Source organism: Caballeronia zhejiangensis (assembly GCF_000698575.1).
Classification (GTDB): Bacteria; Pseudomonadota; Gammaproteobacteria; order Burkholderiales; family Burkholderiaceae; genus Caballeronia; species Caballeronia zhejiangensis.
Map to the genome: position 1 here is coordinate 1 of NZ_JFHD01000006.1, position 15,870 is coordinate 15,870.

Annotated in this window: 12 protein-coding genes; 10 read left to right on the plus strand and 2 right to left on the minus strand. The window is 62.2% G+C overall.

Features of this window, described 5'->3' with window-relative positions; all coding sequences use genetic code 11:
- Positions 1 to 53: 53 nt before the first annotated feature.
- The gene (locus BG60_RS10715; RefSeq protein WP_008343012.1) at positions 54 to 1,244 is read right to left on the minus strand and encodes a M20 aminoacylase family protein; all 1,191 of its coding nucleotides are present in this window, start codon (positions 1,242 to 1,244) and stop codon (positions 54 to 56) included.
- A 160-nt stretch (positions 1,245 to 1,404) separates the two neighbouring features.
- Here BG60_RS10715 and BG60_RS10720 point away from each other — a divergent pair, with 160 nt between their 5' ends.
- The gene (locus BG60_RS10720; protein ID WP_034471430.1) at positions 1,405 to 3,486 is read left to right on the plus strand and encodes a molybdopterin-containing oxidoreductase family protein; all 2,082 of its coding nucleotides are present in this window, start codon (positions 1,405 to 1,407) and stop codon (positions 3,484 to 3,486) included.
- 128 nt (positions 3,487 to 3,614) lie between these two features.
- A complete protein-coding gene (locus tag BG60_RS10725) occupies positions 3,615 to 5,288 on the plus strand; it encodes a long-chain fatty acid--CoA ligase (RefSeq protein WP_034471432.1) in 1,674 nt (557 codons plus the stop codon).
- Positions 5,289 to 5,416: 128 nt separating this feature from the next.
- Here the strand turns inward: BG60_RS10725 and BG60_RS10730 are convergent, their stop codons facing one another.
- Positions 5,417 to 6,592, minus strand: coding sequence for a porin (locus BG60_RS10730; protein ID WP_008343007.1), 1,176 nt, complete (start codon positions 6,590 to 6,592; stop codon positions 5,417 to 5,419).
- A gap of 462 nt (positions 6,593 to 7,054) precedes the next feature.
- On the opposite strand from BG60_RS10730, the gene coq7 reads away from it, so the two are divergent.
- The 8 genes from coq7 (at position 7,055) to mraY (ending at position 15,855) form a co-directional block, all read left to right on the plus strand.
- Entirely contained in the window at positions 7,055 to 7,711 is a 657-nt protein-coding gene (gene coq7 / locus BG60_RS10735; RefSeq protein ID WP_034471434.1) for a 2-polyprenyl-3-methyl-6-methoxy-1,4-benzoquinone monooxygenase, read from the plus strand.
- A 391-nt stretch (positions 7,712 to 8,102) separates the two neighbouring features.
- Complete coding sequence (mraZ, locus tag BG60_RS10740; RefSeq protein WP_008343002.1) at positions 8,103 to 8,531, plus strand: division/cell wall cluster transcriptional repressor MraZ; 429 nt, start codon at positions 8,103 to 8,105, stop codon at positions 8,529 to 8,531.
- A 28-nt stretch (positions 8,532 to 8,559) separates the two neighbouring features.
- The gene (rsmH, locus tag BG60_RS10745; protein WP_008343001.1) at positions 8,560 to 9,501 is read left to right on the plus strand and encodes a 16S rRNA (cytosine(1402)-N(4))-methyltransferase RsmH; all 942 of its coding nucleotides are present in this window, start codon (positions 8,560 to 8,562) and stop codon (positions 9,499 to 9,501) included.
- Complete coding sequence (gene ftsL / locus BG60_RS10750; RefSeq protein WP_008342999.1) at positions 9,498 to 9,842, plus strand: cell division protein FtsL; 345 nt, start codon at positions 9,498 to 9,500, stop codon at positions 9,840 to 9,842. Before rsmH ends, ftsL begins: the two co-directional genes overlap by 4 nt.
- Positions 9,839 to 11,695 carry a peptidoglycan D,D-transpeptidase FtsI family protein gene (locus BG60_RS10755; protein ID WP_034471437.1) on the plus strand — a complete coding sequence of 619 codons (1,857 nt, stop codon included), beginning with the start codon at positions 9,839 to 9,841 and terminating at the stop codon, positions 11,693 to 11,695. The genes ftsL and BG60_RS10755 overlap by 4 nt, the downstream gene beginning before the upstream one ends.
- Complete coding sequence (locus BG60_RS10760; RefSeq protein WP_034471439.1) at positions 11,692 to 13,236, plus strand: UDP-N-acetylmuramoyl-L-alanyl-D-glutamate--2,6-diaminopimelate ligase; 1,545 nt, start codon at positions 11,692 to 11,694, stop codon at positions 13,234 to 13,236. The genes BG60_RS10755 and BG60_RS10760 overlap by 4 nt, the downstream gene beginning before the upstream one ends.
- Positions 13,233 to 14,663, plus strand: a complete 1,431-nt coding sequence (locus BG60_RS10765; RefSeq protein ID WP_034471441.1) for a UDP-N-acetylmuramoyl-tripeptide--D-alanyl-D-alanine ligase — start codon at positions 13,233 to 13,235, stop codon at positions 14,661 to 14,663. The genes BG60_RS10760 and BG60_RS10765 overlap by 4 nt, the downstream gene beginning before the upstream one ends.
- A gap of 22 nt (positions 14,664 to 14,685) precedes the next feature.
- Positions 14,686 to 15,855 (plus strand): phospho-N-acetylmuramoyl-pentapeptide-transferase, encoded by a 1,170-nt coding sequence (gene mraY, locus BG60_RS10770; RefSeq protein ID WP_008342993.1) that lies wholly within the window; start codon positions 14,686 to 14,688, stop codon positions 15,853 to 15,855.
- Positions 15,856 to 15,870 lie beyond the last annotated feature (15 nt).

Consider the following 15,870-nt stretch of genomic DNA (forward strand, 5'->3'; position numbering starts at 1 on the left):
GGGGCGTGAAAATCTAAATCGCAATTAAGCCAGCAGAGGCGTAACGGCGACCATCAACGGGCGAGGAATTTCTCCGCCAGTCTTACCCAGTACGACGATCCGATCGATAACAAATCATCATTAAAGTCGTAGCTGGCGTTGTGCAACATGCACGGCCCCGCGCCGTGTCCTTGCTCCCGGTGCCCGCCGTCGCCGTTACCTAGAAACGCATAACATCCGGGCTTTTCGAGAAGCATGAACGAAAAGTCCTCGGCGCCCATCGTCGGCTCGACGGCGCTATCGACCTTATCCTTGCCCACCACTTCTGCCATAACTTCCGCCGCGAATCTTGCCTCTTCAGGCGAATTGATCGTCGGCGGATAGTTTCTGTGGAAATGAATTTCCACCTCGCAGTCGTAGGCCGCTGCGGTTGCATCGGCGATTTTGCGCATGCGCGCCTCGATCAGATCGAGCGTCTCCACCGTAAAAGTACGCACAGTTCCTCCGAGCCAAGCCTGATCGGGCACCACATTGGCAGCCTGGCCAGCGTGAATCTGGGTAATCGAAAGCACGGCCGTATCGATCGGCTTCTTGCTTCGCGTGATGATGCTCTGAAGCCCGTTCGCGATCTGAACCGCCGTAAAAACGGGATCGCGCCCGTTATGTGGCAAGGCCGCGTGCGAACCGGTTCCTCGAATGGCGATGCGAAACTCGTTGCTCGAAGCCATGATCGGCCCTTCGACGACACCGAAATGCCCCGCCGGAATGCCAGGCCAGTTGTGAATGCCGAACACCGCATCGACCGGAAACCGCTTGAAAAGACCATCTTCGATCATGGCCTTCGCGCCCGCGCCGCCTTCCTCAGCCGGTTGGAAGATGAAGACGACCGTCCCATCGAATTTGCCGTGCCTGGCCAGATATTTCGCCGCGCCGAGCAGCATCGCCGTATGACCATCGTGGCCGCAGGCATGCATACGGCCGTCGTTCGTCGATCGATGGCCGAATGTATTCAATTCCTGAATGGGCAGCGCGTCCATATCCGCGCGCAGCCCGATCGAGGCGCTGCCGGCGCCGCGCTTCAGCACGCCGACGACGCCCGTCTTGCCCAATCCCCGATGCACTTGGATTCCCCAACTTTCGAGGCTCTCGGCAACCAGTTTTGCGGTGCCAACCTCTTCATAGCGCAATTCGGGATGGGCATGGATCGTTCGTCGGAGCGTCTTGATCTCGTCGTGCGATGCTTCGATTTCTGGGATCAGATTCATTTTAACTGCTCTCACGTTTGAATTCGGATTGCGCGTATTGACCGCGCCTGGTCGTTCCATTCTACGCCGCCGCTATTTGCGCCATCGGACGGTCGATCGCATAGCGGCCGTAATAGAATTCCGTCATCTGCCGCTTTTACTTCGATTTACGGACTTTCCGATGAACGCTCCAGCCGAGTTTGCCCGAGCCGTGTGCCCGCACGATTGCCCCGATACTTGCGCGATGCGCGTAACGGTCAAGGATGGAAAAGCGGTCAAAGTCAGCGGCGAACCTGATCATCCACCGACGCAAGGTGTGTTGTGCACAAAGGTCACGCGCTATGCCGAGCGTACGCATCACAAGGATCGTCTTCTGACTCCGTTGCGTCGAATCGGCAAAAAGGGCGAGGGCAGATTTGAGCCGATCGGCTGGGACGAAGCGTTGCAACTCGCCGCCGAACGCCTGCAGCCTATCGCCCGGCGCACGCCTGAAGCCATCGTTCCGTACAGTTACGCGGGCACGATGGGCCTGGTGCAAGGCGAAAGCGTCGCTGCCCGATTCTTCAACGTGCTTGGCGCATCGCGACTCGAACGCACGATTTGTGCGGCTGCTGGCGCCGCCGGCCTGCGCTACACGTACGGCGCGAGCCTCGGAATGCATTCGGAGTATTACGAAGAGAGCGAGCTGATTCTGATCTGGGGCGCGAATCCGATCGCGTCGAGCCTGCACTTCTGGACGCGCGCGCAGGAGGCAAAGCGTCGTGGCGCGAAGCTGATCGCGATCGATCCGTACAAGTCGCTCACGGCGGAAAAGTGCCATCAGCACATCGCGTTGCGCCCGGGCACCGACGCCGCGCTGGCGCTCGGCATGATCGACGTGTTGATCCGCGAGAATTTCATCGATCACGAGTATGTGAGCGCGCATACCGTCGGCTTCGATGAACTTGCGGCGCGCGCGGCGCAGTATCCGGCTTCGCGCGTGGCGCAGATCTGCGGCATCGACGAAAAGGTCGTTATCGAACTCGCCCGTGCTTTCGGATCGACGAAGAAGGCCGCAATTCGCCTCAATTACGGCATGCAGCGCGTGCGCGGTGGCGGCAATGCCGTGCGGGCGATCGCTTGCTTGCCGTCGTTGACTGGCGCGTGGCGCGAGCGCGCCGGAGGCCTGCTGCTTTCGTCGTCCGGCTGGGCGCCGATCGACGGCAGCGCGCTCGAGCGTCCCGATTTGCTGCCGGGCTGGCCCTCGAAGCTTCCGCGCGCGATCAACATGAACGCGATCGGCGACGCGTTGCTGCATCCGGGCGACGAAGCATTCGGGCCGAAGATCGAAGCGCTGATCGTCTACAACTCGAATCCCGTTGCGGTCGCGCCCGATTCGGCGAAAGTCGAGGCGGGCTTCGCGCGCGAGGATCTGTTCACGATCGTGCTCGAACACTTCCAGACAGATACCGCCGATTACGCGGACCTCGTCTTTCCCGCGACGACGCAGCTCGAGCATCTCGACGTCCACAAGTCCTACGGGCACACGCACGTAATGGCGAATCTGCCGGCGATTCCACCCGTCGGCGAAGCGCGCCCGAACACTGAAATATTCCGCGGACTCGCACGCGCCCTGGGCCTTACCGAGCCGGCGCTTTTCGAGACCGACGAGCAGATCGCATCGAAGGCATTCCGCTGGAACGACCCGACGCTCGAAGGTCAGAGCTGGGACACGTTGAAGGCGTCCGGCTGGCTGAAGCTCGGAATCGCGGAAGCGCCGCTGGCCGAAGGCGGGTTCCGCACCCCGTCGGGAAAATGCGAGTTCTACAGCGAGCGCCTGAAACGCGAAGGTCTCGATCCGTTGCCCGATTACCTGCCGCCGTACGAATCTGCGGACGGATCGCCGGATCTGGCGGCCCGCTATCCGCTCGCGATGATTTCGCCGCCCGCGCGCAACTTCCTGAACAGCAGTTTCGTGAACATCGAAAGTCTGCGGGCGGCGGAGCGCGAACCGCATCTCGATATTCACCCCGCCGACGCGCAAGCGCGCGCCATCGCCGATGGCGCAGTCGTGCGCATCTTCAACGATCGCGGTTCGATGCATGCCCGCGCGCGCGTGACGGAACGCGCGCGCGAAGGCGTCGTCGTCGGCTTGTCGATCTGGTGGAAGAAGTTGTCTCCCGATGGCCGCAACGCCAATCAGGTGACGAGTCAGGCGCTGACCGACCTCGGGGGCTCGGCGACGTTTTACGACTGCCTGGTGGAAGTGGAGCCAATGCATTGACAAGCTTCGGAGCGGCGGACTCGGACGGGTTTGGTGGAAGGCGTCTAACCCGATTGTCGGAGACCGGCCGAAAAGCTAGGATCTCGTTTCCGCACGATCATTCTAAAATCATATAAAGGAGACGCCGTATGGAGAAACCCTGGCTGAAGTCTTACCCGGCCGGCGTGCCTGCGGAGATCGATCCATCCGCTTATCGGTCCGTTTCGGAGCTGCTCGAGGACAGCTTTCGCGCGAATCGCGATCGCCGCGCGTTCGTCTGCATGGGCCAGGCGATCACGTACGCCGAACTCGACGCGATGTCGAGAAAGCTGGCCGCGTGGTTCCAGAAGCGAGGAATGAAGCCGGGCGCGCGCGTCGCGCTGATGATGCCGAACGTGCTGCAGTATCCGATCGCGATCGCGGCGGTATTGCGCGCGGGTTACATCGTCGTCAACGTGAATCCGCTTTACACGCCGCGCGAACTCGAGCATCAGCTCAAGGACAGCGGCGCGGAAGCAATCGTCATTTTGGAGAATTTCGCCGGCACGTTGCAGGCGGTCGTCAAGAACACGGCGATCAAACATATCGTCGTCGCGGCGATGGGCGATCTCATGGGTTTGAAAGGGGTGCTCGTCAACTTCGTCGTGCGCAGCGTGAAGAAGATGGTGCCAGAGTGGAAACTGCCTGGCAGCGTCCGATTCAACGAAGCGCTGAGCGAAGGCGGCCGCGGCACGCTCCAGCCGGTCACCCAAAGTCCCGATGACGTCGCGTTCCTGCAGTACACCGGCGGCACGACGGGCGTCGCGAAAGGCGCGACGCTGACGCATCGCAATCTGATCGCGAACACGCTGCAGTCAGAAGTGTGGCTCGACCCGGCCCGCAAGCGCCGTCGCGACATCGATCAGTTCGTTTGCGTGGTCGCGCTGCCGCTTTATCACATCTTCGCGCTGACGGTCTGCGGCATGCTCACGATCCGTACCGGCGGCCTTGGCGTGCTGATACCGAACCCGCGAGATATCGCCGGAACCATCAAGGAACTGAAGGGCGTTCCCATCAACACATTCCCGGCCGTCAACACGCTCTACAACGCGTTGTTGAATCATCCAGACTTCAACAAGCTCGATTTCTCGAAGCTCATCGCTGCGAACGGCGGCGGGATGGCCGTGCAGGAAGCCGTCGCGAAGCGCTGGTTCGCGGCGACCGGCGTGCCGATCGTCGAGGGTTACGGCTTGTCCGAAACCTCGCCGTGCGTGACCTGCAATCCGGTGACGGCGACCGAATACACGGGCACGATCGGCTTGCCGCTTCCGTCCACGGAAATCTCCATCCGCGACGACGACAACAACGAAGTGCCGCTCGGCCAGCCCGGCGAGATCTGCATTCGCGGCCCGCAGGTGATGGCGGGCTACTGGAATCGTCCCGACGAAACCGCGAAGGTGATGACCCCCGACGGCTTCTTCCGCTCAGGCGACGTCGGCGTGCTCGATGAGCGCGGCTACGTGAAGATCGTCGATCGCAAGAAGGACATGATTCTCGTCTCCGGCTTCAACGTGTATCCGAACGAGATTGAAGATGTTGTCGCGATGCTGCCCGGCGTGTTCGAAGTTGCCGCGGTGGGCGTGAAGGATCAGGCGTCGGGCGAAGCGGTGAAGCTCTTCATCGTGCGCAAGGATGCGAGCCTGACGGAAGCGGATGTCATCGCGTACTGCAGGGAACGGCTGACCGGCTACAAGCGTCCGCGCATGATCGAGTTCCGCAACGAGTTGCCGAAGAGCAATGTCGGCAAGATCTTGCGGCGGGAATTGCGCGACGGCCGCGCGTAGCGGCTGCATCGTCCAAAGCGAAAAGCCTTCGTGTCGCGAGATGCGAAGGCTTTTTTGTTGCCCGCAGCGGAACGAAAAAAAGGCGCCCGAAGGCGCCTTTCAGTGCGTACTGCTTTGTTACGACCTTATTAGAACTTGTGGCGGATACCGACAACAGCGGCAACCTGGTTCGACGTCGACGACGCCGACAGGCCGTTGATGTTCGCAACCGCAGGGCGGTTCAACGAATCCGTGCCGCTTGCGTGCTGGTAGATACCGTCGATGTACACGTCCGTGCGCTTCGACAGGAAGTAGTCCGCGCCGAGCATGCCTTGGTGGTACTTGGCATCGGCCAGGCCGTAACCCTTCGTGTAGTCATATGCCACGCCCAGCAGCAGGGCCGGGGTCAGCTGATACTTGAAGTTGATTTCGGCGTTATGGAACTTGCCCGAGCCGCCCGTGTAGCCAGCCGGGTTCAGGCCAGCGCCTGCTTCGTTGTTGACGTCCTTGAACTGCGTGTTGCTATACGTCGCGCCGATGGTCGCTGCGCCGAACGTGTAAGCACCGCCAGCCGAGATGACTTGCTGCGTCTTGGCGGATGCGAAGCCCGAGTACACGCGGCTCGACATGTTCGAAGCCGTAGGCGTCGTGGCAGCGTTGCGGCTCGTGGCGTTGTTGCCGAAGAACGAGTAGTTCGGGTCCTTGACGTTCAAGTAGCCCGCGCCCAATTGCAGCGGACCCTGCGAGTAGCCGAGACCAACCGACCAGATCTGGTTGCGGTTGAACTGGCCAGCTTGGCCGCCGAGGCTGTACAGGCCGCCGAACGTGAAGCCGGCGTAGTTCGCGCTCGTGTACTTGATCGCGTTGTTCACGCGATTCGAGTTGTTCATGTTGTCCAGGTCGCCCGGGTGCGCGCCGAAGTACGACGCCCACTGGCTACCGACTTCGAATGCCCCGGTGTAGTCAACCACGGAGTCGTACTGGCGACCCAGCGTGACCGTACCGAATTGCGTCGAGCCCAGACCGACATAAGCCTGGCGGCCGAACAGGTCGCCGCCTTGGCCCAGCTGGCCGTTGAACACGTTGAAGCCGCCTTCCAACACGAAGATGGCCTTCAGACCGCCACCGAGGTCTTCCGTGCCGCGCAGGCCCCAACGGCTACCTTGCAGGTTGCCGCTGTTCATGGAGTACAGCTTTTGGCCGTTGCTGTTGTTGTTGTACGCGAAGCCAGCGTCGATGATGCCGTACAGCGTCACACTGCTCTGCGCATGTGCGGCGCCTGCGAATGCGCCCAGTGCGGCGAGAGCGAGAAGCGACTTTTTCATTGATTGAATCTCCAAGGAGTGTTTGCGACTTTTGGCAAGGTCACTGTTCTTAGCGCCAGTGTGTTGACGGTCCCTGCCTGCTTCTTAACGAAGGTGACACGTAATGTAACAAAGAGGCTTTAACGGACAAAGGAAAAGGGGCTGGTCCGCCGGACTCATGTGACGTTTACGCAACAGGCGCTAAAATGTTGGTTTTGCAGGATATTTGCGACCCGTGTTTGCCCTAATTACCAAAACAGGTGCTTCATAAGGGGCGATCGGGCGGTCGACGGTGTCAGGTTGGCGCCATATTCGCGATCAGACTTCGAGCCTGTAATCCGGAGAAATCGCACATGCTCCGTGGCCGCTGAACGCGGTATCCGGCAAGCCCGCGCCCCTTCGGCGCCAGTCGATGTGCGCTAAAATTCGCGTTTTCCGCGAGCGTCCGCTCCGTCTGCGGACCATGAAGAGAGAGGTGACACCATGACGCTCGATGAAGTCATCAGCGAATTCGATCGAGGCTTGCGGTCCATGACGGGCGTGAGCCGCATGTCGCGTCCGATTCCTGAATCGACGATGTCGCCTCTGGACGCGACCGGCGATGTCCTCTCGGAACAATCGCAACTCACCGAAGAAGAACGCGCCCATTCGGCCGGACTGATGCGCGTGAATCACGTTGGCGAAGTCTGCGCGCAAGCGCTTTATCAGGCGCAGAAGCTCGCCACAAGCTCGCCCGAGCTCAAGGCCAGTTTCGAGCGAGCGGCGCGTGAAGAGGAAGACCATCTCGCGTGGACTTCGACGCGGCTCAAAGATCTGGAATCGCGGCCGAGCCTGCTGAACCCGTTGTGGTACGCGGGTGCGCTGGCGATCGGTTTCGTCGCGGGGCGCTTCGGCGATCGCGCGAGTCTCGGCTTCATGGCCGAAACCGAGCGTCAGGTCGAGCAGCATCTCGATGGCCACATGAAGACCTTGCCCGTCAACGATCACGCATCCCGCGCGATCGTCGAGCAAATGCGTCTCGATGAAAGCGCGCACGCCGCAGCAGCCATCGGCGCTGGTGGGAGCGAGGTTCCGTTTCCGGTGCGCGCGTTGATGCGCGCAGCTTCCAAAGTCATGACGCGCACGGCCTATTACATATAGTGTGACAAAGCCTCGTTCGCTCGCTTGCCGGGTCGAGCGAGGCATTCGCCGCCGAAACTCATCATCGAATCAAAAAACGGCTGTAAGAACCGTTACATTTCCCTCATTTCGCCTGCTCTTTTCACGTACTACCTTCACATCCCGCACTAGCTCTCTAATTCATAACGGTTTTCTCTTTTGCCGTTACTTCAAGCTCCTGCGCTAAGTCCTTGTTCTAGCAAATAAAAAGCACTCGAAAAAAAGGTACGCGTCTTGACCGAGGAAATGCGTTCCTCTAAAGTGGGAGACAGTGTGAGAAAGTGGTCTTTTGTGTGATTCACAACCCATTTTCGAGCAAAACTGGAGAGGGACGGGCGTCGTGGTGGGCGTCCGAAAACGGGGAGAAGGGCGAGTGTTCCAAGGGGCGTCGGCGCTGACGCTCGATGCGAAAGGGCGGATGTCGGTTCCGTCGCGCTATCGGGAAGCGCTGCAAGGGCAGGCAGAAGGCCGGGTGACGCTCACGAAGAGCCCGGATGGATGCCTGTTGCTCTTTCCCCGCCCGGAGTGGGAAGTCTTCCGCGCCAAGGTCGCCGCGCTTCCGATGGAAGCCATGTGGTGGCGGCGCATCTTTCTCGGTAATGCAATGGATGTCGAACTCGACGGCAACGGGCGCGTGCTGGTCTCGCCCGAGCTGCGCGCTGCCGCGTCGCTGGAAAAAGAAGTGACGCTGCTCGGCATGGGCGCGCACTTCGAGTTGTGGGACTCGCAGACTTACGCGGCGAAGGAAGCCGCGGCCATGGCGCAGGGCATGCCCGACGCGCTGAAAAACTTCACTTTCTGACGCGGCGCTGAACAACATGGCTCCTGCGATGGGAAATGAACTGCAGCATCGCACGGTGCTGCTGAAGGAAGCGGTAGACGGGCTGCTCACGCGCGCGGACGGCATCTATATAGATGGCACTTTCGGGCGCGGCGGTCATAGCCGGGCGATTTTGCAGCGACTGGGTGACGCGGGGCGGCTGATCGCCTTCGACAAGGATCCTCTCGCGATCGCCACGGCGCAACAGATTCAGGATTCGCGCTTTTCGATCGTGCACGACAGCTTCGCGGCGTTGCGCGACGCGGCGAGCGAGCGCGGAGTAGGGCGGGTGTCGGGCGTGTTGCTGGACCTTGGCGTGTCGTCGCCGCAGGTGGACGACCCGGAGCGCGGCTTCAGCTTCCGCGCAGAAGGTCCGCTCGACATGAGGATGGACCCGACTCGGGGCGAGTCGGCGGCAGAGTGGCTCGCGCGTGCCACGGTGCAGGAAATCACGGAGGTCATCAGAGATTATGGGGAAGAACGGTTTGCTTTTCAGATTGCAAAGGCGCTTGTTGCTCGCCGGGCAGAGTCCGACCGTCTTGGGCCTCTCGACAGCACGCGCGAGCTTGCCGAAATCGTGGGTCACGTCGTCAAAACCCGTGAAAAGGGCAAGGACCCGGCAACTCGCACCTTTCAGGCTATACGGATTCACGTCAATCAAGAGCTTGCGGAGCTGCAGGTAGTACTCGAATCGGCATTGGCATTGTTGGAGCAAGGGGGGCGGCTGGTCGTGATCAGCTTTCATTCACTCGAAGACCGGATCGTCAAGCGGTTCATGCAGGCGCACGCGAGCGCGCCGGCGGTGGACCGTCGTTTGCCGATCCGCGCGGTCGATCTTCCCAGCCCGCCGCTGCGCGTGGTCGGCCGCGTGTTTCCGAGTGATGCCGAAGTCGCCGATAACCCGCGCGCCCGTTCCGCGGTGATGCGTATCGCCGAGCGGATCGCGCCATGAATCGCCTCAATATCTTCCTGCTCATCATCGTGCTCGGGTGCGCGCTGTCGGTCGTCAGCTCCACCAATCAGCAGCGGGAGATTTTCATCGACTTGCAAAGGGCGCAATCGCAAGAGCGTCAACTGCAACAGGATTACGCGCAGTTGCAGTACCAGCAGAGCGCGTTGTCGAAGACATCGCGCATCGAGCAGTTGGCCACCAACTCACTGAAAATGCAGCCCGTGACGACCGGCCGAACGCAATATCTCACCTACGACACGGCCGCCAACAAGGCCGCCGACGCACCCATGCCGCCGCCGCTGCCGGCGTCGGCGCCGCCTGCACGCGGAGCCAAGCGATGAAAAAGTCCGCGAAGCAGAAAGACATCGCTCACACGCCGAATCCGCTTCTCGCCGTGCGCCTGCCCATGTGGCGCTCGAAGCTCGTCGTGTTCCTGCTATTCATGGCGTTCGTCGCGCTGGCCGGGCGCGCGTTCTGGATTCAGGGCCCGGGCAACGCGTTCTTCAAGAAACAGGGCGAAAGCCGCTATCAGCGCACGCTCGAAATGCCTGCGACGCGCGGGCAGATTCGCGACCGTAACGGCCTCGTGCTCGCAACGAGTTTGCCGGTGAAGGCCATCTGGGCGATTCCCGAAGCCGTGCCGAACGATCTCGGCGCGGACAAATTCGCGCAATTGTCCAAACTTCTCGAAATGCCGGAAAAAGAGCTTCGCGCGAAGCTCTCGATGGACAAGACCTTCGTCTATGTGAAGCGCCAGGTGCCGCTCGAAGTCGCGCAGAAGGTCGCCGCGCTCGACATTCCCGGCATCTATTCGCGTGGCGAATACAAGCGCTTCTATCCGGAAGGCGAAATCACCGCGCACCTGATCGGCTTTACTAACATTGAAGACAAGGGACAGGAAGGCGTCGAACTCGGCGACCAGAACGTCCTCGCCGGCACGCCGGGCATGCGCCGCGTCATCAAGGACCGCATGGGCCATATCGTCGAGGACGTCGACGAGCAAGTCGTGCCGCACAACGGCGCGGACGTCGAACTTTCGATCGACAGCAAGATTCAGTACATCGCGTACACGAACCTGAAGGCCGCCGTCGAGAAGACGAAGGCGAAGGCCGGCGCGGCAATGGTCATCGACGTGAAGACGGGCGAAGTGCTCGCGCTCGTCAACTATCCCACGTACAACCCGAACGATCGTTCGCGGATGACCGGCGAGCAGTTGCGCAACCGCATTCTCACGGACACCTTCGAGCCGGGCTCGATCATGAAGCCGTTCACCGTTTCGCTCGCGCTCGATCTGCATCGGGTGACGCCGAATACGCTCGTCGAAACGGGCGGCGGCGTGTTCGTGCTCGACGGCGCCCGCATTACGGACGATTCTGGCTTCGGCACGCTCACCGTCGGCGGCGTGATTCAGAAGTCGAGCAATATCGGCGCGACCAAAATTGCGATGCAATTGCGTCCCGAGGAAATGTGGAACATGTACACGAGCATCGGGCTCGGTCAGGCGCCGAAAGTCGGTTTTCCGGGCGCCGTGACCGGGCGTCTGCGCCCGTGGAAGAGCTGGCGACGCATCGAGCAGGCGACGATGTCGTACGGCTACGGCCTGTCGGTGTCGCTGTTCCAGCTCGGGCGCGCATACACGGCCATCGCGAACGACGGCAAGATCCTGCCGGTCTCGATTTTCCGCACGGCGGGCGATCAGCCGCCGCTCGGTCAGCAAGTGTTTTCGCCGACTACCGCGCGCGAAGTGCGTGCGATGCTCGAAACCGTCGTGTCGAAGGGCGGCACGTCGCCGGATGCGGCGGTGGCCGGCTATCGCGTCGGCGGCAAATCGGGCACGGCGTACAAGCATGCGGGCCACGGCTACGACCATTCGAAGTACCGGGCATCGTTCGTCGGCATGGCGCCGATGCCGAATCCGCGCATCGTCGTGGCCGTATCGGTGGATGAACCGACGGTCGGCAGCCACTTCGGCGGTCAGGTGTCGGGTCCGGTGTTCTCGGGCATCGTCGGCGATACCTTGCGCGCGCTGAACGTGCCGCCCGATATGCCAGTGAAGCAAATGGTCGTGACGGACGATCCGAACTCCGCCACGCAAGCGGCCGCCAAGCAGCCGGCGAATACGAACAACGCGAATACCGCGAAGAAATTCGCGGTGTCGAGCAATACGAAGACGCACCCGGGAGTCGTGCGATGAGCGCGCAAACCCGACAGAGCAAGATGCAAAAGGACGTATCACAAGCCGTTCAATGGCTGCGCGCCCACGCGCAGCCCGAGGCGCAATTGCACGCCGACACGCGCTCGCTCAAAAGCGGCGACGTGTTTCTAGCCTATGCGGTCGACGGCGCGGACAACCGTCCGTATCTCGACGCCGCGCTCGCCGCAGGCGCGGCTGCGGCGCTCTATCAGCCGGAGAATTTCGCGGGCAAGCCGGACGCGTCGAAGACGCTCGCCGTGAAGGCGCTGAACGAACTCGCGGGCCCGATCGCATCCGCGTGGTACGGCGAGCCGACCGCGTCGATGCTTACCGTCGGCGTGACGGGCACGAACGGCAAGACTTCGTGCAGCCAATGGATCGCGACTGCGCTCTCCGCGCTCGGCCGTCCGTGCGCGATCGTCGGCACGCTCGGCATCGGCATGCCGGGCAAACTGGTGCATAGCGGCTTCACCACGCCCGACGCGCCGCAGCTTCAGCGCAATCTTGCGCAATTGAAAGCTCAGGGCGCGGAAGGCGTCGCGATGGAAGTGTCGTCGCATGCGCTGCATCAGGGGCGCGTGAACGGCGTCGATTTCGATATCGCTATCTTCACGAATCTCACGCAGGATCATCTCGACTACCACGGCACGTTCGAGGCGTACGAAGCGGCAAAGGCGCGTCTTTTCGCGTGGCCGTCGCTGAAGACGGCAATCGTCAATCGCGACGATGCGGCCGGTCAGCGTCTGATCGAATCGCTGCGCGGCAAGGTGCGGACGATTGCCTACGGCGTCGAGATGCCCACCGATGCCGCGCCGAGCGCCGACGCGTTCCTGCTCGCAACGCAAGTCCGCGCGACTGCGACCGGCACTGCGTTTCATCTGTCGTCGGACTGGGGCGAAGCCGATGTCGAAGTCGGCACGCTCGGCACGTTCAACGTGAGCAATCTGCTTTCCGTGCTCGGCGTGCTGCTCGAAGTGGGCGTGCCGTTCGATGCCGCCATCGCGCGCATCGAAAAGCTCGAATCGGTCAACGGCCGCATGGAGCGTCTCGGCGGACGCATTCAGAGCGACGAGCCGCTCGTCGTGATCGACTACGCGCACACGCCCGACGCGCTCGACAAGACCCTCACCGCGCTGCGCCCGATCGCCGAGGCGCGCGGCGGCGAGCTCGTCTGCATGTTCGGCTGCGGCGGCGACCGCGACGCCACCAAGCGTCCGCTGATGGGCGAGATCGCCGAACGCCTCGCGGATCAGGTCGTCATCACGAGCGACAACCCGCGCAGCGAAGATCCCGTCGCGATCATCGATCAAATCGCCGCCGGCATGAGCGAAGCCGCGAAGGCGCGCCGCGTCGAAGACCGCGCGAGCGCGATTCTGCAAGCAATACGAAGTGCGGCGCGCGAGGACGTCGTCGTGCTCGCCGGAAAAGGGCACGAAGCCACGCAGGAAATCATGGGCAAGAAGCGCGCGTTCTCGGATCAGGATCACGCGCGTCTCGCGCTGGCCGCACGCGCCACACAACAACGCGGAGGCGGCGAATGACGATGTTCACTTTGCGCGAAGCCGCCGCGATGATTCCCGGCGCCGTCCTTAAGGGCGATGCGGGTATCGCCATCGCGCGCGTCGTCACGGACAGTCGCGGCGTGCAGGCCGGCGATCTGTTCGTCGCGGTGAAGGGCGATCGCTTCGATGCGCATGATTTCCTCGATCAGGTGGCGAAGAGCGGCGCGGCTGCTGCGCTCGTGTCACGCGACCCGAGCAACTCCGGTGCCTGGCCACTTCCGGTCATCAAGGTAAAGGACACGCGCGCGGCGCTCGGTGCGTTGGCGCACGGCTGGCGCAAGCGCTTCACGATGCCGCTCGTCGCGGTCACGGGCAGCAACGGCAAGACGACGGTCAAGGAGATGATCGCGTCGATCTTCGCGGCTGCGGTCGGCGAGGAAGCGCGCCTCGCGACCGCGGGCAACTTCAATAACGACATCGGCTTGCCGCTCACGCTGTTTCGCCTGAAGGCGTCGCACAAGCTCGCGGTCGTCGAGCTGGGCATGAATCATCCGGGCGAAACCGAAGTGCTCGGCAAGATCGCCGCGCCGGATGTCGCCGTCGTCAACAACGCGCAGCGCGAGCATCAGGAATTCATGGCGACGGTCGAAGCGGTCGCGCTCGAGCACGCATCGGTCATTCATGCGCTGGGCGATACGGGCACGGCCGTGTTTCCCGCCGACGACCAGTACGCCGTCTTCTGGCGCACGGCCGCGACCGGCAACGCGATCATCGGTTTCGCGCTGACCGCCGATGCATCGCAGGCCGCCGTCACCGGTACGCTCGAAGGCACGACGGTCCACATGCAAACGCCGCAGGGCGCGGTCGACATCGCGCTGAACGTGCTCGGCGAACACAACGCGCGCAACGCAATGGCGGCAACCGCGGCAGCGCTTGCCACAGGCGTTTCGCTCGATGTCATCAAGCGCGGTCTCGAAGCGTTCGAGCCGGTTAAAGGCCGCTTGCAGGTGAAGCGCGCGATGCTCGGCGCGCTCGCCGGCGCGACCGTCATCGACGACACGTACAACTCGAATCCTGATTCGATGCGCGCCGCGATCGACGTGCTCGCATCGCAGGCAACGCCCCGCGTGCTCGTGATGGGCGACATGGGCGAAGTCGGCGAGGAAGGTCCGGCGTTTCATCGCGAAGTCGGCGCGTATGCGGCGGAGCGCGGCATCGATGCGCTCTTCGCGCTCGGCGCCGCGAGCGTCGATTCGGTGAACGCATTCAACGCGGCCGCATCGAAGCAAACCGCGCAGCATTTCGCCGATGTCCGCGAACTGCTCACCGCGCTCGAACAGGCAGGCTACGGCAACAAGGCCACGTATCTCGCGAAAGGCTCGCGCTTCATGAAGATGGAGCGCGTGGTGGATGCCTTGACGAGTCCACAACAACCCGCAGCGGGCCATGCGCCCGCTGCACATTGATTCACTGAAGAGAAGGACCAGCATGCTACTCGCACTCGCGCAATGGCTTCAGAATGACGCCAGCTTCATGCGCGTGTTCACCTACATCACGTTCCGCGCGGTGGGCGCCACGGCAACGGCGCTTCTGATCGGTCTCGTCTGCGGCCCGTGGGTCATCCGCAAGCTGACCTTGCTCAAGGTCGGCCAGGCCGTGCGCAAGGACGGCCCGCAGACGCATCTCGTGAAGTCCGGCACGCCGACGATGGGCGGCGTGCTGATCCTCATCGGCATTGCCATTTCCACGTTGCTGTGGGCCGATCTCACGAACCGTTTTGTGTGGATCGTGATGCTCGTCACGTTCGGCTATGGCGTGATCGGCTGGGTGGACGACTATCGGAAGGTCGTGCACAAGGATCCGCGCGGCATGTCGTCGCGCGAGAAGTATTTCTGGCAATCGGTGATCGGCCTGTTCGCGGCGGTGTATCTCGCGTTTTCCGTGTCCGAAGCGAACAACGCGCGCGTGTTCGATCTCTTCATGGCGTGGGTGCGCAGCGGCCTCTCGATGGGCCTGCCCGCGCGCGCCGACCTGATGCTGCCGTTCCTCAAATCGATCACGTATCCGCTCGGCGTGTGGGGCTTCATCGCGATGACCTACTTCGTCATCGTCGGGTCGAGCAACGCCGTGAATCTCACCGACGGCCTCGACGGCCTCGTCATCATGCCGGTCGTGCTGGTCGGCGCGTCGCTCGGCGCGTTCGCGTATGTGATGGGCTCGTCGGTCTATTCGAAGTACCTGCTGTTCCCGCACATTCCCGGAGCGGGCGAGCTTTTGATCTTCTGTTCCGCAATGGGCGGCGCCGGTCTCGCGTTTCTCTGGTACAACACGCACCCCGCGCAGGTCTTCATGGGCGATGTCGGCGCGCTCGCGCTCGGCGGCGCGCTCGGCACGATCGCGGTGATCGTTCGTCAGGAAGTCGTGCTGTTCATCATGGGCGGCGTGTTCGTCGCGGAAACGCTTTCCGTGATGCTGCAGGTCTTCTGGTTCAAGTTCACGAAGCGCCGTTATGGCGAAGGCCGCCGTTTCTTCAAGATGGCGCCGCTGCATCACCATTACGAGCTGTCCGGCTGGACCGAGACGCAAGTCGTGGTGCGCTTCTGGATCATCACGTTGATGTTGTGCCTGTTCGGTCTGTCGACGTTGAAGTTGCGTTGATTCATTCAAGTTTCG